We start from the raw sequence: 20944 nt of genomic DNA, 5'->3' as shown, positions 1-20944 counted from the left end.
CATCAGTTACGATTCTTGTATCTCCCATGCAAGGCCGCTTGCACCCAGGATAGCCGCGTCACTTTCTCTCAGTTCAGAGAACATCAGCTTCACTTTATTCTGGAAAATCGGCAGTAAATTCTTCTCCATATGTTCCCTCACCGGCTTCATGATCAGGTCGCCCGCCTTGGTGAGGCCGCCGAACAGGATGATCGCTTCGGGGCTGGAGAACATCACGAAATTCGCCAGTGCTTCACCCAGTATTTTACCGGTGAACGCATATACTTCCTGCGCCAGGTGGTCGCCCGCCATAGCTGCATCGAATATCACTTTAGAGTTGATCTCTTCTTTCTGATACTTACGTAACAGGCTTTCTTCCGTACGTTCTGTGAGGAACTCGATCGCCGTATTGGTTACGCCGGTAGCGGAAGCGTATGACTCCAGGGAGCCACGCATACCTGTACCGGGGTGCAGTCTGCCACCAGGCACTACGATGCAGTGACCCAGTTCGCCCGCAAAACCATCGTGACCATAAATCATTTGACCGTTGGCGATGATACCGCTGCCCACGCCTGTGCCCAGGGTGATCATAATGATATCTTTCATGCCACGCGCCGCACCGTACTGCATTTCACCGATGGCCGCTGCGTTAGCGTCGTTGGTGAGGCGGGTAGGTACACCGAATTTTTCGTTCAGCAGGTTGGCCAAAGGAATTACACCGTGCCAGCGGAGGTTTGGTGCGTATTCGATATTACCCGTGTAATAGTTGCCGTTAGGAGCGCCTACGCCGATACCTTTTATTTGTGACATACCTCCTGCAGCATCAATCAGCTTAGACAGGTGGCCGTGAAGTTCGTCGATGAACATCGATACTTCCGGATGTGCACCGGTGAGCATTCTGCCATCTGAAATAATATTACCGCGGCGATCTACAATGCCGAATTTCGTATTGGTGCCGCCAATATCAATGCCCACCGCTAATTGCTGACTCATAATCGATGCCTTGAGATTTTAATATGTTTTTAACTTTGATTGCGAAGAATGCGAGGTACGCGAAACATGCTACCGGTAACCAGTAGGAGTGGTGAATGCCGATCCATTCTACACCGCCGAGCAGGCTTTGTAATACAGGAATGATCGCACCACCGAGTATCATCATCACCAGGAAGGCTGAACCCTGGCTGGTATATTTACCCAAACCAGCAGTTGCCAGTGTAAAAATACAAGGCCACATTACGGAGCAGAACAAACCGCCGCTGATAAAGGCAAACAGTGCTACTTTACCAGTAGTGAACAAACCGATCAGCATCGCGATAATACCGAAGCTGGCGAAGATCAGCAGCTGCCTTGCAGGTTTGTCCTGACTCAGGAAGAATGCGATGATCAGCGCGATAATACAGTAAGCATATACATACAGGTCAGATACATCTGTACCACGTGCCATGTTAATACCCAGGAACACTGCGAAAGCTACGAAAGGAATAATGACCGTCAGTATTTTTTTCAGGTTCGGTGATGGGTTGAAGGCACTGGAACCAGCCGTCCAGCGACCAATCATCATGCTGCCCCAGAACAGGGAAACGTATTGTGAGATGTTCGCAGAATCCAGCTGTTGGGTATGACGCAGGTAGTCGCCGAGGTTAGCGGCGATGGTAACTTCCACACCTACGTAGGTGAAGATGGCCACCATGCCCAATGCCAGCTGCGGATACTTCAAGGCGCCCAAGCCTTTCTCCACTGCTTCGTCGTTACGGATAGCAGGCAGTTTGGAAATTTTGAAGAACACAGCTACCAGTACGAACAACGCGCCCAGTACCAGGTAAGGTATTTTTACATCGTTGATAGATGCGTTTTTCGCAGCATCCGGACCAATGTCGCCGAAGATAGCCGCACTCACTACAACGGGGCCGAGGGTGGCGCCGAAGTTGTTGATACCACCTGCCAGGTTCAGACGTTTAGCACCATCTGCCGGGTCGCCCAGCGCGATAGCGAATGGGTTAGCTGCGATCTGTTGCAGAGCGAAACCAAGCGCCACCACGAACAGGCCGGTAAGCATGAGCGGGAAGGACTGTAATTCTGCAGCCGGGTAAAAGATGAGTGTACCGAGGCCGGAAAATATGAGGCCGTAGATAATCCCATTTTTGTACCCCATCCGGTTGAGCGGATCTGTTTTAATAGCACTTGAAACGAGGAAATAGATGACCGCGCCTACAAAGTAGGCCACGTAAAAGGCGAAACCTACTAATTGTGATTGCCAGCCTTGAATGTTGAATTTTTCTCTGAACAGTGGAATCAGGATATCATTTGAGGCGGCAACGAAGCCCCAAAAGAAGAAAACCATTACCAGCACAAAGAACGACGGGGAAGTACCCCGTTTAACTTGCTGCGTCGACGACATAGTCCTGTTAATGTTAGTTTTGTGAAATTTAAAGTCAATAAATGTATAAATATTTTTTTTCGAAACATGGAAAAATCCAAATGTAATGCCTTATTTTCTTAAAGCAAAAACGTTTTAGCGAAAATAACTATGAAAATCGGGTTTTAAAAGTTAAGTTAGCAGCTAGCACTAGAATTATACCTTTTTATTAACCAAATTGGATCTATGACAAGTAAAACGGCCACGTCAGGCGCAAACGCAGGTGGTTACAAGCAAGCTATGTTTATTATCGGGATGTTGTTTTTCATCTTCGGCTTCGTAACCTGGCTAAACAGTGTACTCATACCTTTCCTGAAACAAGCCTGTGAATTAACCGACCTCCAGGCATTCTTCGTCACCTTTGCATTTTACATTTCTTATTTCGTGATGGCCATCCCATCTTCCGGCATCTTAAAGCGCATTGGTTTTACCAAGGGCATGTCACTCGGATTGATCACCATGGCGATCGGTTCATTGATCTTCGTGCCGGCCGCACAGCTGCGTACTTTCCCGCTGTTCCTGCTAGGATTGTTCGTACAGGGCACAGGCCTCGCACTGTTGCAAACCGCGTCTAACCCGTATGTAACGATCTTAGGCCCAATTGAAAGCGCTGCTAAACGCATCAGCATCATGGGCATTTGTAACAAGATCGCGGGTATGACGGGCATTCTCGTACTGGGTAAATTGCTGTTCAGCGATACCAACGAACTGTCCGAAAAGATCAAAGGTTTAACGGGTGTTGAACTGGAGAACGAACTGGACCTGCTGGCGTCACGTGTAATCATACCTTACCTCATCATGGCGGGTGTACTGCTGCTGCTGGCGTTTATGGTAAGAAAATCGAACCTTCCGGAGATTAATACAGAGGAAGAAGAGAAGCCGACTGTTTCCAATGTTGATTCGTACGGCCGTACCTCCGTTTTCCAGATCCCTTACCTGATGCTGGGCGTGCTTTGCCTGTTCCTATACGTAGGCGTGGAAGTGCTGGCGATCGACTCGCTGACGCTTTACGGCGAGTATAACGGCATTAGCAAAGACGTCGCCAACAACTTTGGTATTTACAGCCTGATCGGCTTCACCGTAGGTTATATCATCGGTATTATCACGATCCCGAAATACATGTCACAGAAAACCGGGTTAGTGATTTCTGCGATACTGGGCGTTGTCTTTACCATTGGTGCATTGTTAACGACAGGCATCACATCGATAGCGTTTATGATCCTGTTAAGCTTTGCGCATTCGTTGATGTGGCCTGGCATCTGGCCACTGGCGATCAACAAACTGGGCCGCTTTACCAAACTGGGCTCCGCGTTGCTGATCATGGGTATTGCCGGCGGCGCGCTGCTGCCATTGGTGTATGGCGCACTGGCCGATGCCACCGGTAACCGCCAGCTTCCTTTCGCGATCATGATCCCTTGCTACCTGTACATCCTGTACTTCGCGGTGGCTGGCCATAAAAAAGGACTGCCGAAACTGGCGACTGCTTAAGCTGAAAGATTTCATATAAGTGAGAAAAGCCGCTCCGTTACGGGGGCGGCTTTTTGGTGTGCGTGGATGCTGTCATCGTGGAACAATAGCGGATCATGGCAACCAGCGGCCGGCTATTTCCCGGATCGTCTATATATCTCCTGCAACTGCCGATAATCCTTCGCTCAACCTTGCAGCACCGTTCGATGGTCCTTCGATCTACCTTGCAGTAACCTTCGGAAATCCTTCGGGGATCCTTCGAGGATCCCTTAAGGACCCTAGGTTGATCCTTCGTTCATCCTAGGTTCAACCTTCGTTCAACTTAGGCTCATCAACCTAAGTTGAACCTAATATGAACGAACTATTAACCTAAGATGAACCTAAGAAGCTTAAAGGATCCTCGGAGGATGTAGCCGCCATGCGTATACATCCGCAGCAAGATGCTGTATCTTAAGGGAGCTGGGTAGCCCGTACCCCGGTTGGGTGGCACCAGGAGCGCGTGAAGATGAACGGAGCGTCGCAACTGGGGAGGATTAGGGGATAAATAGCTGATTACCAAATATGTAAATGTTATGGCATAATTTTTTTGATGGGTTGAAGGAAAGTTCCAAGTCTTTTCCTATTTTTAGGTGTACGAAATACGTTTATTACTGTTTTTATGATCCACGAAGCAAAACTGCGATTCCACGAATTATATGGAAATACGCCACTGATCGTTACTTCCCCCGGCAGGATCAACCTGATTGGAGAGCATACCGACTATAACGAAGGTTATGTACTGCCCGCTGCGATAGACAAAAAAATCGTGTATGCCGTTGCGTTGAACGGTACGGATACCGTGAATGCCTACGCGACTTTCACCGGCGAAAAAGAATCTTTTTCCCTGAAAAATATTAAACCCACTTCCGGCTGGATCAATTATCTGATGGGTGTTGTGTACCACCTCCAACAACGGGGCTACGATGTAAAAGGCTTCGATTGTGTCGTGCATGGCGACATTCCTGTTGGAGCGGGACTGTCCTCTTCCGCTGCGGTGGAAGGTGGTTTGATCGCTGCGCTCGATACGTTACTGAGCTTCGGCATAGAACGTATGGAAATGGCGAAGATCGGGCAGATTGCGGAGCATACTTTCCCAGGTGTGAAATGCGGTATTATGGACCAGTTTGCGAACCTGCATGGTCGTAAAGACGAGGTGATGCTGCTGGACTGTCGCAGCCTGGAGTATCAATACTTCCCGTTCAAATTTTCAGACACGTATAAGATCGTGTTATGTAATTCCATGGTGCATCATTCACTGGCCAGCTCGGAGTACAATGTGCGCCGCGAGCAGTGTGAAAAGGGCGTTGAGATCCTTAAGGAATTTATTCCCGGCATCAATAGCCTGCGCGATGTTACTGCTGCGCAGGTGGAACAATATAAAGACAAATTGCCCGGTAAAATTTACGACCGCTGCCTGTACGTTACGCAGGAAAACGAGCGCGTGGTGAAGGCTACTGAGTTGCTGAAAAACGGCGACCTGGAAGGCTTAGGTAAACTGATGTACGGCTCGCACGATGGGTTGAGCAAACTGTATGAAGTAAGCTGTCCGGAGTTAGACTTCCTGGTAGACTGTGTGCGCAATAACCCGGACGTTGCCGGTGCGCGTATGATGGGTGGTGGCTTCGGCGGTTGTACGATCAACCTGGTAAAATCAGCTAAGGCAGATGCGTTTGTTGCGGGTATGAAAAAACTTTACAGCGAAAAGTTTGATGAAGTGATGGAAGTGTATGTAACCAGCATAGAAGCAGGTGTAACGGTTTTTGAAGAGGAGCCGGTGCACTAATATTGATAATTTTGAAAGCCCCGGGATACTTTGTATTCCGGGGCTTTTGCATATAAAAAGCCCCGGCGCTTCCAGGCTGCCGGGGCTTCGTATTGTATGTTCCAAACAACGATTAATAGTCGCCGTTGAGTGCAAAGATGGGTTTGCGGTTGATCCACTGTCCGCGGGTAAAGTCCGGGATGTACTGAACGGAGCCGCCTTCCGCGATAGATTGCTCGCTTAATGGCGTAATCGCATACCAGGTAGCCAGGTCGTACACGTCGAGCTGGTAAGGCGTGCCGCGTTTGATAGACTCGATGAACGAGTTGATCACAAACCAGTCCATACCTCCGTGACCCGCACCAGATGCGTCGTTCGCATACTTCGCCCACAACGGGTGTTCGTACTTGCCGAAGTAGCTTTCTGCATCTTTGGGATCGCCGGTTTTGTCCCAGCTGTGTGGTTTGCTTTTGCCTTCGATGTGAATGGAGTGGATATCGTCCATCCATAAACCATTCGTACCCTGTACGCGGAAGTTTAGCGAGTAGGGGCGTGGCAGGTTCGTGTCGTGGCTAAGCATGATCGTTTCACCGTTCGTCGTCTGGATCAGGGAACTTACGATATCGCCCAGTTTGAATTGTACCTTGGCGTTCGGGTGATTGGCGCCACCGTTAGGGCCTTCCACGATGTACTTGTGCAGGCCGCGCGCTTTCGTGGCGACAGAAGTAAGCGATACCAGGCGGTTGCCGCGGTTAAGGTCGATCATCGTACCAACAGGGCCGAGGCCGTGCGTGGGATAGAGGTCGCCGTTACGGTGCACCGAGTGGTTCGTTCTCCATTTGGCTTCCGAAATCGCTTTGTCGCCAAACTCCACGCCACCGCCGTAAATTTGTTTGCCGTCGTTGAACTTCACCGCACGTAAATCGTGCTGGTAGCCGCCTTGCAGATGCAGCAGTTCACCGAACAGGCCCTGGCGCGCCATGTTTAACACCGCCATTACATCTCGGCGATAACATACGTTTTCCATGGCAAAAACCGGTACGCGGTTCGCTTCGCTGGCGTTCACCAGGTCCCAGCACTCCTGTACATCACTGGCGCCGCAAACTTCCACCGCGGGTGTGATGCCTGCTTTCATCGCTGCTACAGCCTGTGGTGTATGCCATTCCCAGGGGGTGGCAATAATCACCGCATCGATGTCGCCGCGTTTCAGCATGTTCAGGTAATCTTCGGGGCCTTTGGTGTACTCGGCCACTTTCTTCTTTGTGCCGTAAGCCTTTTCGATCATCTTACGGCTTTGCGGAATGGCCCGTTCTGTGTCGGGGTCCGCGATGGCCACTACATCAACGTCGCTGCGCTTCAGGCATAGATCAAGATGGCCGATGCCCCTGGCGCCAACGCCGATAATGGCAACACGCACCTTATCCTTTTTTTGGGAGGCCAGCAGCCGGGCCGGGGTGTTCAGCAATGACAGGCCAATGCCCGCCGCCGCCGTGTTCTTCAGGAAACTCCTGCGGTGCAGATGTTTGTTCATAAAAGTGGGTAATTGAAAAATTATTGAAACATAGACGCTTTAAAAATAGCTAAATAGAAAGGGTAAATGCAATAAGCTGGATTTTTTTCTGACACTTATGTGATAGTCGGAAACTGCAAACGGTTGCAGTCCATAGTATTTTACCCTACCATACCTGTTTTTTAAGCCACCGCCGTATATTCACTTCAGACGCCTTACATTTAGAAGATACCAAGTCATTATGAAGAAAACGATCTTACTATTTTCTCTTTTCAGTTCGATACTGGCGGGCGCGAACGCGCAGACGCCTGTGGGCCCCGTGCCTTCAAAGGCGCAACTGGCCTGGCATAACATGGAGTATTACATGTTTATCCACTTTGGCGTAAACACCTTTACCGACAAAGAGTGGGGCCATGGAGATGAGGACCCGGCCGTGTTTAATCCCTCGCAGCTGGACGCCCGCCAATGGGCGCGTACCGCGAAGGCAGCCGGTATGAAAGGTATTATCATCACCGCTAAACACCATGATGGCTTTTGCCTGTGGCCGAGCGCCTACAGTACGCACACCGTGCGCGAAAGCAAATGGAAAAATGGCAAGGGCGACGTGCTGGCAGAACTCTCCGCCGCCTGTAAGGAATACGGCCTGAAGTTCGGCGTATACCTGTCACCCTGGGACCGCAATCATCCTGACTACGGTACGGATAAATATAACCAGACGTTCGTGAACCAGCTTACCGAAGTGCATACCAAGTATGGCGATGTATTCGAACAATGGTTTGATGGGGCGAACGGCGAAGGTCCGAACGGTAAAAAGCAAGTGTACGACTGGCCGCTGTTTAATGGTACGGTGTACAAACATCATCCCGATGCGATCATCTTCAGCGATGCGGGTCCTGGTTGCCGGTGGATCGGCAATGAACGTGGCTTTGCAGGCGAAACGAACTGGAGCACCCTGAATCGCAGCGAGTTTGCGCCAGGTTCCGGCGGTATCGAGAAGGTGTTGAATGAAGGACAGGAGAACGGTACAGACTGGGTACCCGGCGAAGCAGATGTATCCATCCGTCCGGGATGGTTTTACAGTCCGGCTACGGATGATAAAGTGAAGTCACTCAACGAGCTGCTCGACATTTACTACGGCTCTGTGGGTCGTAACGCCAACTTGTTACTGAACATCCCGGTTGATCGCCGCGGCCTTATTCATAAAAATGATTCTTTACGGTTGATGGAGTTGCGTAAGGAGCTGGATGCCACGTTCAAACGCAACCTCGCAAAAGGCACGGGGGTGTTAACCGACGGCAATACGAATACCTTCTGGACGGCCCCCACGGCCCAAGACGCCGCTTTCGAGCTGACGTTCCCGAAGGCCGTAACGTTTAACCGTTTCCAGGTGCAGGAGGCGATTGCTTACGGGCAGCGTGTGCGGGCGTTTAAGGTGGAAGCCTGGCAGAACGGTGCTTACAAAGAAATTGCCAGCCAAACGACGATCGGTTACAAACGTATCCTGCGTTTACCGCTGACGACCGCTACGAAGCTGCGCATTACCATCCTGGATGCCAAAGCGCCGGCGCTGATCAGCGAAGTGGCACTGTTTCGTGCGCCGGAAGTGCTGGCCAGCCCGGTATTCAGTCGCAACAAACAGGGCGATGTGATCATTACGGCGGCTTCTGCCGATCCGGCATTGCATTACACCCTCAACGGCAGCGAGCCTACGATCAAATCGCCGCGTTACACCGGCCCCATTCCTTTTGCGGCGGGCGGTACGGTAAAAGCAAAGGCGTTTGTAGACAATGGTAAACGTTCTGCCGCGACCGTAACGGCTGAATACGACATTGCACCCACCAAATGGCGCGTAACCTACGCAGATACCGCGGCACCCAGGCGGCAGCCCGAACTGGCGATCGATGGCGATCCGAAAACTGCCTGGTCGACCCCTGGCGGCGATAACGGCTACCCGCATGAAATAAAAGTTGATCTTGGCGAAGTGTTACACCTGAAAGGCTTTACGTATCTGCCCGTAGGCGGGGAGCAGCCCAACGGTGTGATCGCAGAATATATGTTCGAAACCAGCCTGGACGGCAAAACCTGGGGGGACTACCTACTTAAAGGAGCTTTCGATAATATTCTTAACAGCCCGGTGCAACAGCGGGTGCTTTTTGACCGCACGGTGAAGGCGAGGTACATACGCTTTGTGGCCCTGCGTGGCGCCAATCCCAGGCAGCATTGGGCAAGTGTTGCCGAGCTGGGTATCATAACCAAATGATTCTGAACTAAAAAATGTACGCTTGAAAAGAGAAGGGATGTGTCGTCCTTTCTCTTTTTTTATAATATGTAACCCCGTTGTGGCCCCGAGGAGAATGGGTGACTTTTTAACACAAAAAAATAGCATCAATAATAAATATTGTTATAACTTTGCAGTTATCTTAAAACTAAAGGCAACAAGATTTATCACAATTTAACGCTTAACTGAAGTTGAAAAACTTTGAGTCCCATAAGATCTCACCTTTCCATCCTTCTCTCTCAGAAGGCTTGTATACTATTGGGAACAATGTCTTTAGATATCTTGCCCGACGACCTCGCATTTGATAGCTGGCGCGATTTGTGTTTGGCTATCACCCCTTTGTCTGTCCTTTGATACAAGGGGGAACATTCCAGCAATGGATTCAATCCAAGTTTATTTTATTTATCGTTAACGTTTTCAATTTAGAAGAAATTGGAAAATCAGGAGATAATCGTCAGGGTGGCAACATCTGACGATCACGAATATGCCAAAACCATTACGGACGAAATGGAATCTTCCGCAAAGGCCAGGGGTACGGGTATTGCTAAACGTTCCCCCGACTACATCAAGCTGAAGATGGACGAGGGCAAGGCAGTGATAGCGCTTTCTCAATCGGGAGAGTGGGCAGGTTTTTGTTATATCGAAGCCTGGGGACACGAAAAGTTTGTCGCCAACTCCGGTCTGATCGTTAACCCTGCATTCAGAGGCCACGGCGTGGCAAAATCCATCAAGAAAAGAATATTCGAATTGTCGCGGGTAAAATACCCCGATGCGAAGATATTTGGTCTCACCACCGGCCTGGCTGTGATGAAGATCAACTCCGAACTCGGTTATGAGCCGGTTACTTATTCAGAGCTTACCGATGACGAGGAGTTCTGGAAAGGCTGCCGCAGCTGTATCAACTTTGATATTCTTACTGCCAAAGGTCGTAAGAACTGCCTGTGTACCGCCATGCTGTACGATCCGGCCGACAAAGAAAAAGACCAGCAGCCGCAGGAACCGCACGTAGCCAGCGAGGAAGTAAACCCGATGGTGAAACTGAACGGCGCCGAATCTGCCGGGCAGCGCAGGAAACGCAGTTTCAAGACCAACTTCAAACTGTTTGAGCGTTGGCTGCGTTACAAAAGATTTGTGCTGTTGAAATCCCGTAAAGAAGGCGGTGGTGCCGTGTTAGGGAAAAAACGCTTTTTCCTGTTCAGCTGGTAGTTATTTTTGCAATCATTTTTAAACAACATACATAGGATCACCATGAAAAAAGTAGTTCTGGGTTTTAGCGGTGGATTGGACACTTCATACTGCGTTAAATATCTTTCGGAAGAAAAAGGATATGAAGTACATTCTGTTATTGTTAACACCGGCGGTTTTTCTGCAGAAGAGTTGCAGGAAATCGAGAAACGCGCTTACAGCCTGGGCGTTAAAAGCCATAAAGCTGTAGATGCCGTTAAATCCTACTACGACAAGGTGATCCGTTACCTGGTATACGGCAACATTCTCAAAAATAACACTTACCCGTTAAGCGTAAGTGCAGAGCGTATGAGCCAGGCGCTGGCCATTGGCGAGTATGCGAAAGAAATGAAGGCAGATGCGGTGGCGCATGGTTCTACCGGTGCCGGTAACGACCAGGTGCGTTTCGATATGATCTTCAACATCATGATCCCCGGCGTGGAAATCATTACTCCGATCCGTGACATGAAACTGAGCCGCGAAGAAGAGATCAGCTACCTGAAAGCGAAAGGTGTGCAGATGAACTTTGACAAGGCGATGTATTCCATCAACAAAGGCATCTGGGGCACTTCCGTAGGTGGTAAAGAAACGCTTACTTCCGATGGCTTCCTGCCTGAAGCTGCATGGCCTACACAGCTCACCAAAAATGATCCGGAAAACGTAAAACTGGTCTTTACTAAAGGCGAGCTGACCGGCATCAATGATAAAACATTTAGTCACCCTACCGATGCGATCACTTACCTGCAGGATATTGTTGGTCCGTTCGCCATCGGCCGTGACATTCACGTAGGTGATACCATTATCGGTATTAAAGGCCGCGTAGGTTTTGAAGCTGCCGCACCGATGGTGATCATCAAAGCGCACCACGCCCTGGAAAAACACGTACTTACCAAATGGCAGCTGAGCTGGAAAGACCAGCTGGCGCAGTTCTATGGTAACTGGATGCACGAAGGTCAGATCATGGACCCGGTAATGCGCGACATCGAAGCGTTTCTCACGCACAGCCAGGAGAACGTAACCGGTGAAGTATATGTAAGCCTGCTGCCTTACCGCTTCCAGGTAACCGGCATCAAATCCGATTACGATCTGATGAGCAGCAAGTTCGGCAAGTATGGCGAAATGAACCAGGGCTGGACCGGGGAAGACGTAAGGGGCTTCACCAAAATATTCGGTAACCAAACAATGATCTGGCACCAGGTGAAGGAATCACTGGAAGGTGGCAAATAAGCGGAACGAAAGTTCCCTTCTTATAAGATGAAAGAACAAACTCAACATAACAAAGTGAAGGCCGGCATTATTGGCGGCGCAGGATATACCGGGGGCGAAACCATCCGGTTATTGCTGAACCATCCGAATGCGGAACTGAGCTTTGTGCACAGTCGCAGCAATGCCGGCAACCCGCTATACGCGGTGCATGCCGACCTGCTGGGCGAAACTGAACTTACTTTCACGGGCGAGATGCAGGAAGTGGACGTACTGTTCCTCTGCCTCGGTCATGGAGAATCTAAAAAGTTCCTGGAGGCTACGCCGATTGCGGCCTACACAAGAATCATCGACCTTAGCCAGGACTTTCGTTTAGGCGAAAGCGTGGCGGGAAGGGAATTTGTGTACGGTTTGCCGGAAGCCAACAGGGAAGCTATTCAACAGGCGAATAACATCGCCAACCCCGGTTGTTTTGCGACCGCTATCCAGCTAGGTCTTCTGCCACTGGCAAAGGCCGGTTTGCTGAACGAAGTGCATACCACCGGTATTACCGGCTCCACAGGTGCAGGTCAAAGCCTGCAGGCTACCAGCCACTTTACCTGGAGAGCAAACAACGTGTCTACGTACAAAGTGCTTACCCACCAGCACCTGAAAGAAATACGACGAACCCTGCAGGCTATGCAGCCTGCTTTCGGCGGGGAGATCAACTTTGTGCCTGTTCGCGGTGATTATCCGCGCGGCATCTGGATCACCTCTTATCTATCCTGCGACCTTTCCCTGGAAGATGCCATCAAACTGTACAAAGATTTTTATGCAGATGCTGCGTTTACCCACGTAAGCGAAAAGCAAATCGATCTGAAACAGGTAGTGAACACCAACAAAGTGCTCATTCAACTGGAAAAAACCGGTAACAAACTGGTCATCCATTCGATTGAGGACAATCTCCTGAAAGGCGCGTCCGGACAGGCGGTGCAAAACATGAACCTGATGTTTGGACTGGAGGAAACGGCAGGATTGAAACTGAAGTCAATCGTATTTTAAATCACGGTGTAAACCGGTAATCTTACAAGCACAATGAAACTGTTCGACGTTTATCCAATTAACGATATAGTAATTGAAAAGGCCCTCGGCTCCAATGTTTGGGACGATAAAGGCACACAATATCTCGATATGTATGGCGGCCATGCCGTTATTTCTATCGGTCACACCCATCCTCACTACGTAAAAAGGCTCACGGAGCAACTTGGCAAAGTGGGCTTCTATTCCAACTCTGTAAAGATTCCTTTGCAGGTGCAACTGGCCGAAAAACTGGGACAAGTATCCGGCAAAACCGACTACCAGCTGTTCCTTTGTAACTCCGGCGCTGAAGCGAACGAGAACGCGCTGAAACTGGCATCTTTCCACAATGGCAAGAAGAAAGTGATCGCATTTAAAAAGGCGTTTCACGGCAGAACATCCCTGGCAGTAGCGGTTACAGACAACCCGAAAATCGTAGCGCCGGTGAATGAAACCGACAACGTAGTATTTCTCCCCTGGGAAGATGAAGCTGCGCTGGAACAGGCGTTTCAGCAGTATGAAGTATCATCCGTGATCATCGAAGGCATACAAGGTGTAGGTGGTATTAACGTAGCGAGTGATAGTTTCCTGAGAAAAATCAGGACACTGTGCGATACGCATAACGCCGCTTTCATCGCTGACTCCGTACAGTGTGGTTATGGCAGGAGCGGTAAATTTTACTCGCACGACTGGGCGGGTATCAACGCCGATATCTATACGATGGCGAAAGGAATGGGCAATGGTTTCCCGATCGGCGCGATCAGTATTTCACCAAAGTTCCAGGCGTCTTACGGATTGCTGGGCACTACATTCGGCGGTAATCACCTGGCTTGCGCGGCGGCACTCGCTGTGCTGGAGGTGATCGAGCAGGATGGTTTGATCGCGAACGCAGAAAAGATCGGCAACTACCTGATGGAGCAATTGAAATCTCTCCCGAAAATTAAAGAAGTAAGGGGCAGGGGCTTAATGATCGGTATCGAATTGCCGGAGGAGCTGTCGCATGTTAGAAAGAACCTTTTAGCGAAGCACAAAATATTTACAGGTGAAGCAAAGCCAAACGTGATCAGGCTGCTGCCTTCACTGGCCCTTACACAGGAACATGCAGACCAGTTTTTGTCCGCATTAAAAGAGGAATTAGCATAATTATCAAACGCGCAGGCCGAAAGGTCTTAACATGGAATCAGCATGAAACAATTCATTTCAACTGAAGACGTTCCGGGTGTGCCGCGGTTAGTGGACATCGCCCTGGATTACAAGAAGAATCCTCACAAGGATAAAGGTTTAGGAGAAAACAAAACACTGGGAATGATCTTTTTGAATCCCAGTTTACGTACCCGCCTCAGTACACAGGTAGCCGCGCGAAACCTGGGTATGGAAGTCGTGGTTTTTAACATCGATAAAGAAGGCTGGCAGCTGGAAATGAACGATGGCGTTGTCATGAACGGCAACACCTCCGAGCACGTGAGAGAAGCAGCAGCGGTAATGGGCCAGTACTTCGATATTATGGCCATCCGTACTTTTCCTGGTTTGAAAGATAAGCAGGAAGATTACTCAGAGAAATACATCAACCAGTTCATTAAGTACGCCGGCGTACCGGTGGTGAGCCTGGAAAGTGCTACCCTGCACCCGTTGCAGAGCCTTACCGACGTGATCACCATCAAAGAACGCTGGACCGCGCCCCGCAAACCGAAAGTGGTAATGACCTGGGCACCGCACGTAAAAGCGTTGCCGCAGGCTGTTCCCAACTCTTTTGCACAGTGGATGAACGCCTGGGGAGAAGTAGATTTCACCATCACCCATCCCGAAGGATATGAACTGGACCCGAAATTCAGCGGCAGCGCGAAAATTGAGTACAACCAGGAGAAGGCCCTGGAAGGTGCAGATTTCGTGTATGTGAAGAACTGGTCGTCTTACCAGGACTATGGAAAGATCATCAATTCTGATCCGGCCTGGATGGTAACCAACGAGCGTTTGAAGAATACCAACGATGCGAAAATCATGCACTGTTTGCCGGTGCGTCGTAATGTGGTGATCGCCGACGAAGTACTCGACGGGCCAAACTCCATCGTGATCCCGGAAGCGGGTAACCGTGTATGGGCGGCCCAGGCAGTATTGAGTGAAATCCTGAAGAACGGAAAATAGTATTTATGGCGGAAGCATTGTATGTAATTAAAGTAGGCGGCAACGTTATCGATAACCCGGCATTGCTGGACAGGTTCCTGGCTGATTTCGCGCAGGTCAAAGGGCATAAGGTGCTGATCCACGGCGGCGGCAAAATAGCCACCCGCATTGGGGATAAGCTGGGTATTGAAAGTAAGTACGTTGACGGCCGCAGGATTACTGATGCAGCTACCATCGACGTGGTGACCATGGTGTACGGCGGACTGGTGAACAAACAGGTGGTCGCTAAATTGCAATCGCTGCAATGTAATGCCATAGGTTTAACCGGCGCCGATGCGAATATTATTCCCGCTGTAAAACGCCCCGTAAAAACCATCGACTACGGATTTGTAGGCGATGTTGAACCATCAAAATTAAATGTTGCTCCGCTGAAAGCGATGCTGGAAGCTGGTCTTACGCCGGTATTCGCGCCGCTTACACACGATGGCAACAGCCAGATATTGAATACCAATGCCGACACGATCGCGTCTTCCCTTGCGACGGCTTTGTCTGCACACTACACCGTGCGGCTGATCTATTGCTTCGAGAAACGCGGCGTGCTGCGCGATGCGAATGACGACAATGCGGTGATCAACCTGATCGACCGCGAAATATATCAACAGTTACTGGCGGACGGCGTACTGTCCGACGGTATTCTGCCAAAGCTGGAAAATGCTTTTTCGGCCATCGAAAGCGGGGTGAATGAAGTGCTGATAGGACATGCCAACGATGTGCTGCCGAATACCACGGGAGCCGTAGCCGGTACATTAATACGCTGATTATGTGGGACCAACGACGCTATGACGACGCAGTACAACTTTTACAACAGCTGATCTCCATTCCTTCCCTTAGCCGGGAAGAGGAGGGGACTGCCGCTGCTATCGCGCAATTCCTGTCCGACAGGGGCGTAAGCTGGCAGCAACACCTGAATAACGTTTGGGCGCGTAATAAACACTTCGATCCCGCCAAACCCACCATCCTTCTTAACTCTCACCACGATACCGTAAAGCCCAATCCGCAATACACCCGCGATCCGTTTTCGCCGGATGTGGTGGACGGTAAGCTGTATGGCCTCGGCAGTAACGATGCCGGCGGTTGCCTCGTTAGCCTGATTGCGGCTTTCTGCCACTTTTATGAAGCAGAAAACCTGCGCTATAATATCGTGCTGGCGGCGACTGCCGAAGAGGAAATCAGCGGCGTAAATGGTATTGAGAGTATATTGAAAGATTTGCCGCCCATCGATTTTGCGATCGTAGGCGAGCCTACGTTGACCGACATGGCCGTAGCCGAAAAAGGTTTGATGGTGCTCGATTGTACCAGTCATGGCAAAGCAGGTCACGCAGCGCGTGAAGAGGGCGAAAACGCTTTATATAAAGCAATGAACGACATTGCCTGGTTCCGCGATTACCGTTTCCCGGAAGTGTCGCCAACACTGGGGCCGGTGAAGATGAGTGTGACCGTGATACAAACTTCCAACAAAGCACATAACGTAGTGCCGGCCGACTGCTCGTTTGTAGTAGACGTGCGGGCTACAGACAAATATACCCTGGAAGAGATACTGGACACCGTAAAACAAAACGTGCAGTGCGATGTGAAGCCACGCTCCATGCGTATGCGCCCATCTTCCATACCGCTGGACCATCCGTTTGTACAGGCGGGTTTAAGCATCGGTAAGAAACCTTACGGATCGCCCACTACTTCCGACCAGGCGCTGATACCGGCTACGTCGATCAAGATCGGCCCTGGTGACAGCGCACGTTCACACACGGCGGACGAGTTTATCTACCTGGAAGAAATTCAGCAGGGGATTGATACTTACATCAGATTATTGACCATGGTGAATGCGTAATGTATTCATCGTAACACGAGCGATATGAAATTATGGCAAAAAGATAAGGCAGCCCTGGCCGCTGTAGAAAAGTTCACGGTAGGTAAAGACCAGGAAATGGATACCTACCTTGCACCCTTCGACGTGCTGGGATCGCTGGCGCATATTGCCATGCTGCAGTCCATCAACCTGTTGGAAAAAGACGAGTTGACCATCCTGCAACAGGAGCTGAAAAACATCTACAAAGAAATACAAAGCGGCGATTTTAAACTGGAAGAAGGAGTGGAGGACATTCATTCCCAGGTGGAATTGTTGCTCACCCGCCGCCTTGGAGAAGTAGGCAAAAAGATCCACAGTGGCCGTTCCCGCAACGACCAGGTTTTAGTGGACCTAAAGCTGTTCCTGCGTCACGAACTGGAAGTGCTGGTGGGTGAAGTAAAAGCGTTGTTCGACCTGTTGCAGCAACAGAGCGAGGCATATAAAAATCACCTGCTGCCCGGTTATACCCATCTGCAAATCGCTATGCCATCTTCGTTTGGCTTGTGGTTTGGCGCTTATGCGGAGAGCCTGGTAGACGACCTGGTGGTATTGCAAGGTGCTTACAAAACCGTGAACAAAAACCCGCTGGGTTCCGCTGCCGGTTACGGTTCTTCTTTCCCGTTGAATCGTACCATGACTACGCAGTTGCTCGGTTTTGAAGACCTCAACTACAACGTGGTGTACGCACAAATGGGTCGTGGTAAAACAGAAAAGATCGTTGCTTTCGCACTGGCCGGTATTGCCGCCACACTGTCGAAAATGGCGATGGACGCCTGTATGTTCATGAACCAGAACTTCGGCTTCATCAGCTTCCCGGACGAGTTAACGACCGGTTCGAGCATTATGCCACACAAAAAAATCCTGATGTTTGGGAACTGATCCGCTCACATGGCAATAAGATCCAGGCCCTGCCGAACGAGATCGCGATGATGACGGTGAACTTGCCATCCGGCTACCATCGTGACTTACAGCTGCTGAAGGAAAATCTGTTTCCTGCATTCGGTACACTCACTTCGTGCATTCATATGGCGAAGCTGATGATCGAAAACATCAAAGTGAAAGAGAATATCCTGCAGGATGAAAAGTATAAATATCTTTTCAGCGTGGAAGTGGTGAACAACCTCGTGCTGGAAGGTACTCCTTTCCGCGAAGCGTATAAGAAAGTGGGAATGGATATCGAGAATGGCTCGTTCATGACAGATACCCATGTGCATCATACGCATGAAGGTAGCATCGGTAACCTCTGCAACGCAGAGATCAAAGGCATGATGGATAAAGTGCTGGCGGATTTCAATTTTGAAAAAGTACACAAAGCGGTGGATACGTTACTGGCGTAATCACTATTGCTGATAAACGAAGAGGCCGTCTTAATGCAAGACGGCCTCTTTAGTTTTTATAAGAAGGATAGGTTAGAAACCGATGTGAACACCGCCCATTACGTTGAAACCAGCCATAGGCAAGTAACCGTTGCCGGTGATGAGTTGTCCGCCCTCGATATAGCTGAACGTATAACCGTTCGGCACATACATCTTGTTAAACACGTTGTTCAGCATGAGTTGAAGCCCCAGCTCTTTTACGAGTTTCTGCGGCACCAGGTAGTTGATGCGCACATCCTGCACGTAATAGCCATCCAGGCTTCTTCTTTTGATCGAAGTGTTGTCGAGGTACTGGCGGCTTACATATTTGCCTAACAGGTCAATATTGAGGCCTTTAACGGGCTTTACGGTGAAAGTGTAACCACCTGTTACATCAGGAGAGAAAGAAATGTCCGTTTCGCCATGGTTCACTTCTTTCTGTCCGCCGTTGTCGTAGTCATCAATATACTCGGTGAAGTCTTTGATCTTGTTGCGGCTTAATGCGATGTTAGCGGCTACGTCTACATAGCTGCCGAGTTTCACGCTGCCCTGCAGTTCCAGGCCCAGGCGGTAGCTTTCGGGTATGTTGCTGCGGGTATAAGCACCTACGTCGTTGATCTTGCCGGTAAGTACCAGTTGATTTTTGTAGTTCATGTAGTACACGTTCGCCTGTAATCCTACCCGTTGACTGGTGTATACATAACCAGCTTCCAGGTTGCGCAGGGTTTCGTGTTCAGGCGTTTGCGTGGTGCCGGCTTCGAAATCATCGCGGTTAGGTTCTTTATTACCGATAGCGAACGATGCGTAAGCATACTGGAAGTTATTTACGTGATAAGTCACGCCTACTTTCGGGTTGAAGAAGTTGTATTTGTTGTGTTGTTCTACGTTCGGGCGCTTACGGAAACCGTTGATGTCATACCCTACATGGCGATATTGCATATCTGCAAACACACTCAGTTTTTCGATAGGGGAGTATTCGCCTTTCCAGTATACGTTTACATCTGTTTTAGTTGCATCCAGGTCGTACCATTTATGATCTTTGTCGATACCGCCGTTCTGCGCCCAGATAATTTTACCATAGTGGTCGCCGTCGTATTTATTCCAGCCACCACCGAGGCTCCAATTAAATTTTTTCATACTGTGGTTGATGGAAAAAACACCACCGTAAAAATAGTTGTCGAGCCACAGCTGGCGTACCATGTCTGTTTCAGTGATCTCTGTGCCATTTACTACCGGGTTAGGCAGTCCGAACTCCGTGTAGGAATCGTCGCCATAATAAGACTCATAGTAGCCCTTACCCCTGGTGAGATGCAGCGCTACGTTAAAGTTCAGGTTATCGGTAATACCCTGGTTGAGCGAGAGCTGGTAGTGCGTTTGCTGGTAGTTATCCGTTTCGTTATCATATGGTTCACCTGGTTTTTCGGTACCGCTGGAGTTGTAGCGACGGTTGTCGGCCAGCGTGGCAGAGTCGATACCGTTCCATGCCTGGTACGTTTTTTCCTTGCCCCCGAAAACGTTCAGGCGTACCGCTGTTTTTTTGGCAATGTAAGCCGCGGAAGTGTAGAACGATTGCAGGTCCGAAGTGGCACGGTCGATATAACCATCGGAAGTGATTTTGGAGAGACGGGCATCCACGGTGAAGTGGTCGTTCAGTAAACCTGTGCCTGCCTTTACCGTATGTTTCCAGCTATTGAAGGAACCGTAGCTGTTATCTACTTCAGCGTATGCTTTGTCGTTAAACGTATTTGTGCTTAAGTTCAGCGAGGCGCCGAATGCGCCGGCACCGTTGGTAGAAGTACCCACACCGCGTTGCAGTTGAATACTGTTTACCGAAGACGCGAAGTCCGGCATGTTTACGAAAAATACCCCTTGCGATTCTGCATCGTTGATAGGGATACCGTTTACCGTGATATTAACACGTGTAACATCCGAACCACGCACCCGGAAATTAGTATACCCGATGCCTGCACCTGCGTCGGAATTCGTTACCACACCTGGCAGCTGGTTCAGCAGCATGGGGAGATCTTGTCCGAGGTTTTGCTTTTTGATATCCTCCGCGCTGAGCGATGATTTAGTAAAAGGCGCAGTAGCACCGGCGCGCAGGCTGCTGATCTCTACCGGCTTTACGAACAAGCCTGTCTCTTCCAGCGATACATTGATCGTATTGTCGCCTGTAGTAAATGAAGTTGGGTAGAGGTAAGTGGTGTATCCGATGAAGCTCACCATTAGCGGATAAGTGCCCGCGTCGCGAAGCCTCAGGTAATAGCGGCCGTTATTATCGGTATGCGTGCCAAAATTCTGGATGGTGACGGTGGCGCCCGTAACAGGGCGGCCGGTAGTTTTGTTGGTAACAACGCCCGTGACGTTTACCTGTGCCTGTGCGAATGCTGCGACGAACAGCATGGCCAGGAGCATGACATTTTTCATTTTGTATTTCCTGTTTAAACAATTCAATAAATCGCATGCATGCGGCCTTGCTTGTGGCAGACGGCATTACATGAAGCGCGTACATTTTATACGCGACAACTATCAAAACATAACAGGTAAGAAAATTGCTTTTCCTTCCTTTCCTAACCAGCATTACCTGGCCCAGGTTCAACGAGTCTGATCTCAGCCTGATAGTAAGGC

The 20944-nt window shown here is 49.8% G+C and carries 16 protein-coding genes; 12 read left to right on the top strand and 4 right to left on the bottom strand.

Annotated features, from left to right (window positions below; translation table 11 throughout):
• Window positions 1–6 precede the first annotated feature (6 nt).
• Entirely contained in the window at window positions 7–972 is a 966-nt protein-coding gene (locus MKQ68_RS16065) for an ROK family protein (RefSeq protein ID WP_264280004.1), read from the bottom strand.
• Complete coding sequence (locus MKQ68_RS16060) at window positions 944–2377, bottom strand: MFS transporter (protein WP_264280003.1); 1434 nt, start codon at window positions 2375–2377, stop codon at window positions 944–946. Before MKQ68_RS16060 ends, MKQ68_RS16065 begins: the two co-directional genes overlap by 29 nt.
• Window positions 2378–2581: 204 nt before the next feature.
• Here MKQ68_RS16060 and MKQ68_RS16055 point away from each other — a divergent pair, with 204 nt between their 5' ends.
• Complete coding sequence (locus MKQ68_RS16055) at window positions 2582–3883, top strand: sugar MFS transporter (RefSeq protein ID WP_264280002.1); 1302 nt, start codon at window positions 2582–2584, stop codon at window positions 3881–3883.
• A 637-nt stretch (window positions 3884–4520) separates the two neighbouring features.
• A complete protein-coding gene (gene galK, locus MKQ68_RS16050) occupies window positions 4521–5684 on the top strand; it encodes a galactokinase (protein WP_264280001.1) in 1164 nt (387 codons plus the stop codon).
• 112 nt (window positions 5685–5796) lie between these two features.
• On the opposite strand, the gene MKQ68_RS16045 is transcribed toward galK, so the two are convergent.
• Window positions 5797–7194 carry a Gfo/Idh/MocA family protein gene (locus tag MKQ68_RS16045; RefSeq protein ID WP_264280000.1) on the bottom strand — a complete coding sequence of 466 codons (1398 nt, stop codon included), beginning with the start codon at window positions 7192–7194 and terminating at the stop codon, window positions 5797–5799.
• A gap of 220 nt (window positions 7195–7414) precedes the next feature.
• Here MKQ68_RS16045 and MKQ68_RS16040 point away from each other — a divergent pair, with 220 nt between their 5' ends.
• From MKQ68_RS16040 to MKQ68_RS15995, 10 genes are all read left to right on the top strand, one after another.
• Window positions 7415–9433, top strand: coding sequence for an alpha-L-fucosidase (locus MKQ68_RS16040; RefSeq protein WP_264279999.1), 2019 nt, complete (start codon window positions 7415–7417; stop codon window positions 9431–9433).
• Window positions 9434–9910: 477 nt separating this feature from the next.
• Window positions 9911–10657 (top strand): GNAT family N-acetyltransferase, encoded by a 747-nt coding sequence (locus MKQ68_RS16035; RefSeq protein WP_244840458.1) that lies wholly within the window; start codon window positions 9911–9913, stop codon window positions 10655–10657.
• A 42-nt stretch (window positions 10658–10699) separates the two neighbouring features.
• On the top strand, window positions 10700–11902 hold the full coding sequence (locus MKQ68_RS16030) for an argininosuccinate synthase (RefSeq protein ID WP_264279998.1): 1203 nt from the start codon (window positions 10700–10702) through the stop codon (window positions 11900–11902).
• 27 nt (window positions 11903–11929) lie between these two features.
• A complete protein-coding gene (argC, locus tag MKQ68_RS16025; RefSeq protein WP_264279997.1) occupies window positions 11930–12919 on the top strand; it encodes an N-acetyl-gamma-glutamyl-phosphate reductase in 990 nt (329 codons plus the stop codon).
• Window positions 12920–12952: 33 nt separating this feature from the next.
• Complete coding sequence (locus MKQ68_RS16020) at window positions 12953–14077, top strand: aspartate aminotransferase family protein (RefSeq protein ID WP_264279996.1); 1125 nt, start codon at window positions 12953–12955, stop codon at window positions 14075–14077.
• Between the two features lie 42 nt (window positions 14078–14119).
• Window positions 14120–15076 (top strand): N-acetylornithine carbamoyltransferase, encoded by a 957-nt coding sequence (locus MKQ68_RS16015; RefSeq protein ID WP_264279995.1) that lies wholly within the window; start codon window positions 14120–14122, stop codon window positions 15074–15076.
• Between the two features lie 5 nt (window positions 15077–15081).
• Window positions 15082–15873, top strand: coding sequence for an acetylglutamate kinase (gene argB, locus MKQ68_RS16010; RefSeq protein WP_264279994.1), 792 nt, complete (start codon window positions 15082–15084; stop codon window positions 15871–15873).
• Window positions 15874–15875: 2 nt separating this feature from the next.
• Entirely contained in the window at window positions 15876–16943 is a 1068-nt protein-coding gene (locus MKQ68_RS16005; protein ID WP_244840452.1) for a M20 family metallo-hydrolase, read from the top strand.
• Window positions 16944–16967: 24 nt separating this feature from the next.
• Entirely contained in the window at window positions 16968–17840 is an 873-nt protein-coding gene (locus tag MKQ68_RS16000; protein WP_264279993.1) for an argininosuccinate lyase, read from the top strand.
• A 47-nt stretch (window positions 17841–17887) separates the two neighbouring features.
• Window positions 17888–18298, top strand: coding sequence for a hypothetical protein (locus MKQ68_RS15995; RefSeq protein WP_244840451.1), 411 nt, complete (start codon window positions 17888–17890; stop codon window positions 18296–18298).
• A gap of 72 nt (window positions 18299–18370) precedes the next feature.
• Here the strand turns inward: MKQ68_RS15995 and MKQ68_RS15990 are convergent, their stop codons facing one another.
• On the bottom strand, window positions 18371–20743 hold the full coding sequence (locus MKQ68_RS15990; protein ID WP_264279992.1) for a TonB-dependent receptor: 2373 nt from the start codon (window positions 20741–20743) through the stop codon (window positions 18371–18373).
• Window positions 20744–20944 lie beyond the last annotated feature (201 nt).

It is taken from the genome of Chitinophaga horti, from assembly GCF_022867795.2.
Taxonomy (GTDB): domain Bacteria; phylum Bacteroidota; class Bacteroidia; order Chitinophagales; family Chitinophagaceae; genus Chitinophaga; species Chitinophaga horti.
The sequence above is the reverse complement of the archived record's forward strand: the minus strand, read 5'-3'. Positions and strand labels throughout refer to the sequence as shown.

What these genes read in the sequence shown, in the direction of transcription:
- MKQ68_RS16065 (WP_264280004.1), bottom strand. Translation starts at nt 972, where the DNA reads ATGAGTCAGCAATTAGCGGTGGGCATTGATATTGGCGGCACCAATACG.
- MKQ68_RS16055 (WP_264280002.1), top strand. Translation starts at nt 2,582, where the DNA reads ATGACAAGTAAAACGGCCACGTCAGGCGCAAACGCAGGTGGTTACAAG.
- argB (WP_264279994.1), top strand. Translation starts at nt 15,082, where the DNA reads ATGGCGGAAGCATTGTATGTAATTAAAGTAGGCGGCAACGTTATCGAT.
- MKQ68_RS15990 (WP_264279992.1), bottom strand. Translation starts at nt 20,743, where the DNA reads ATGAAAAATGTCATGCTCCTGGCCATGCTGTTCGTCGCAGCATTCGCA.
- MKQ68_RS16030 (WP_264279998.1), top strand. Translation starts at nt 10,700, where the DNA reads ATGAAAAAAGTAGTTCTGGGTTTTAGCGGTGGATTGGACACTTCATAC.
- MKQ68_RS16040 (WP_264279999.1), top strand. Translation starts at nt 7,415, where the DNA reads ATGAAGAAAACGATCTTACTATTTTCTCTTTTCAGTTCGATACTGGCG.
- argC (WP_264279997.1), top strand. Translation starts at nt 11,930, where the DNA reads ATGAAAGAACAAACTCAACATAACAAAGTGAAGGCCGGCATTATTGGC.
- galK (WP_264280001.1), top strand. Translation starts at nt 4,521, where the DNA reads ATGATCCACGAAGCAAAACTGCGATTCCACGAATTATATGGAAATACG.
- MKQ68_RS15995 (WP_244840451.1), top strand. Translation starts at nt 17,888, where the DNA reads ATGATGACGGTGAACTTGCCATCCGGCTACCATCGTGACTTACAGCTG.
- MKQ68_RS16060 (WP_264280003.1), bottom strand. Translation starts at nt 2,377, where the DNA reads ATGTCGTCGACGCAGCAAGTTAAACGGGGTACTTCCCCGTCGTTCTTT.
- MKQ68_RS16045 (WP_264280000.1), bottom strand. Translation starts at nt 7,194, where the DNA reads ATGAACAAACATCTGCACCGCAGGAGTTTCCTGAAGAACACGGCGGCG.
- MKQ68_RS16015 (WP_264279995.1), top strand. Translation starts at nt 14,120, where the DNA reads ATGAAACAATTCATTTCAACTGAAGACGTTCCGGGTGTGCCGCGGTTA.
- MKQ68_RS16005 (WP_244840452.1), top strand. Translation starts at nt 15,876, where the DNA reads ATGTGGGACCAACGACGCTATGACGACGCAGTACAACTTTTACAACAG.
- MKQ68_RS16000 (WP_264279993.1), top strand. Translation starts at nt 16,968, where the DNA reads ATGAAATTATGGCAAAAAGATAAGGCAGCCCTGGCCGCTGTAGAAAAG.
- MKQ68_RS16020 (WP_264279996.1), top strand. Translation starts at nt 12,953, where the DNA reads ATGAAACTGTTCGACGTTTATCCAATTAACGATATAGTAATTGAAAAG.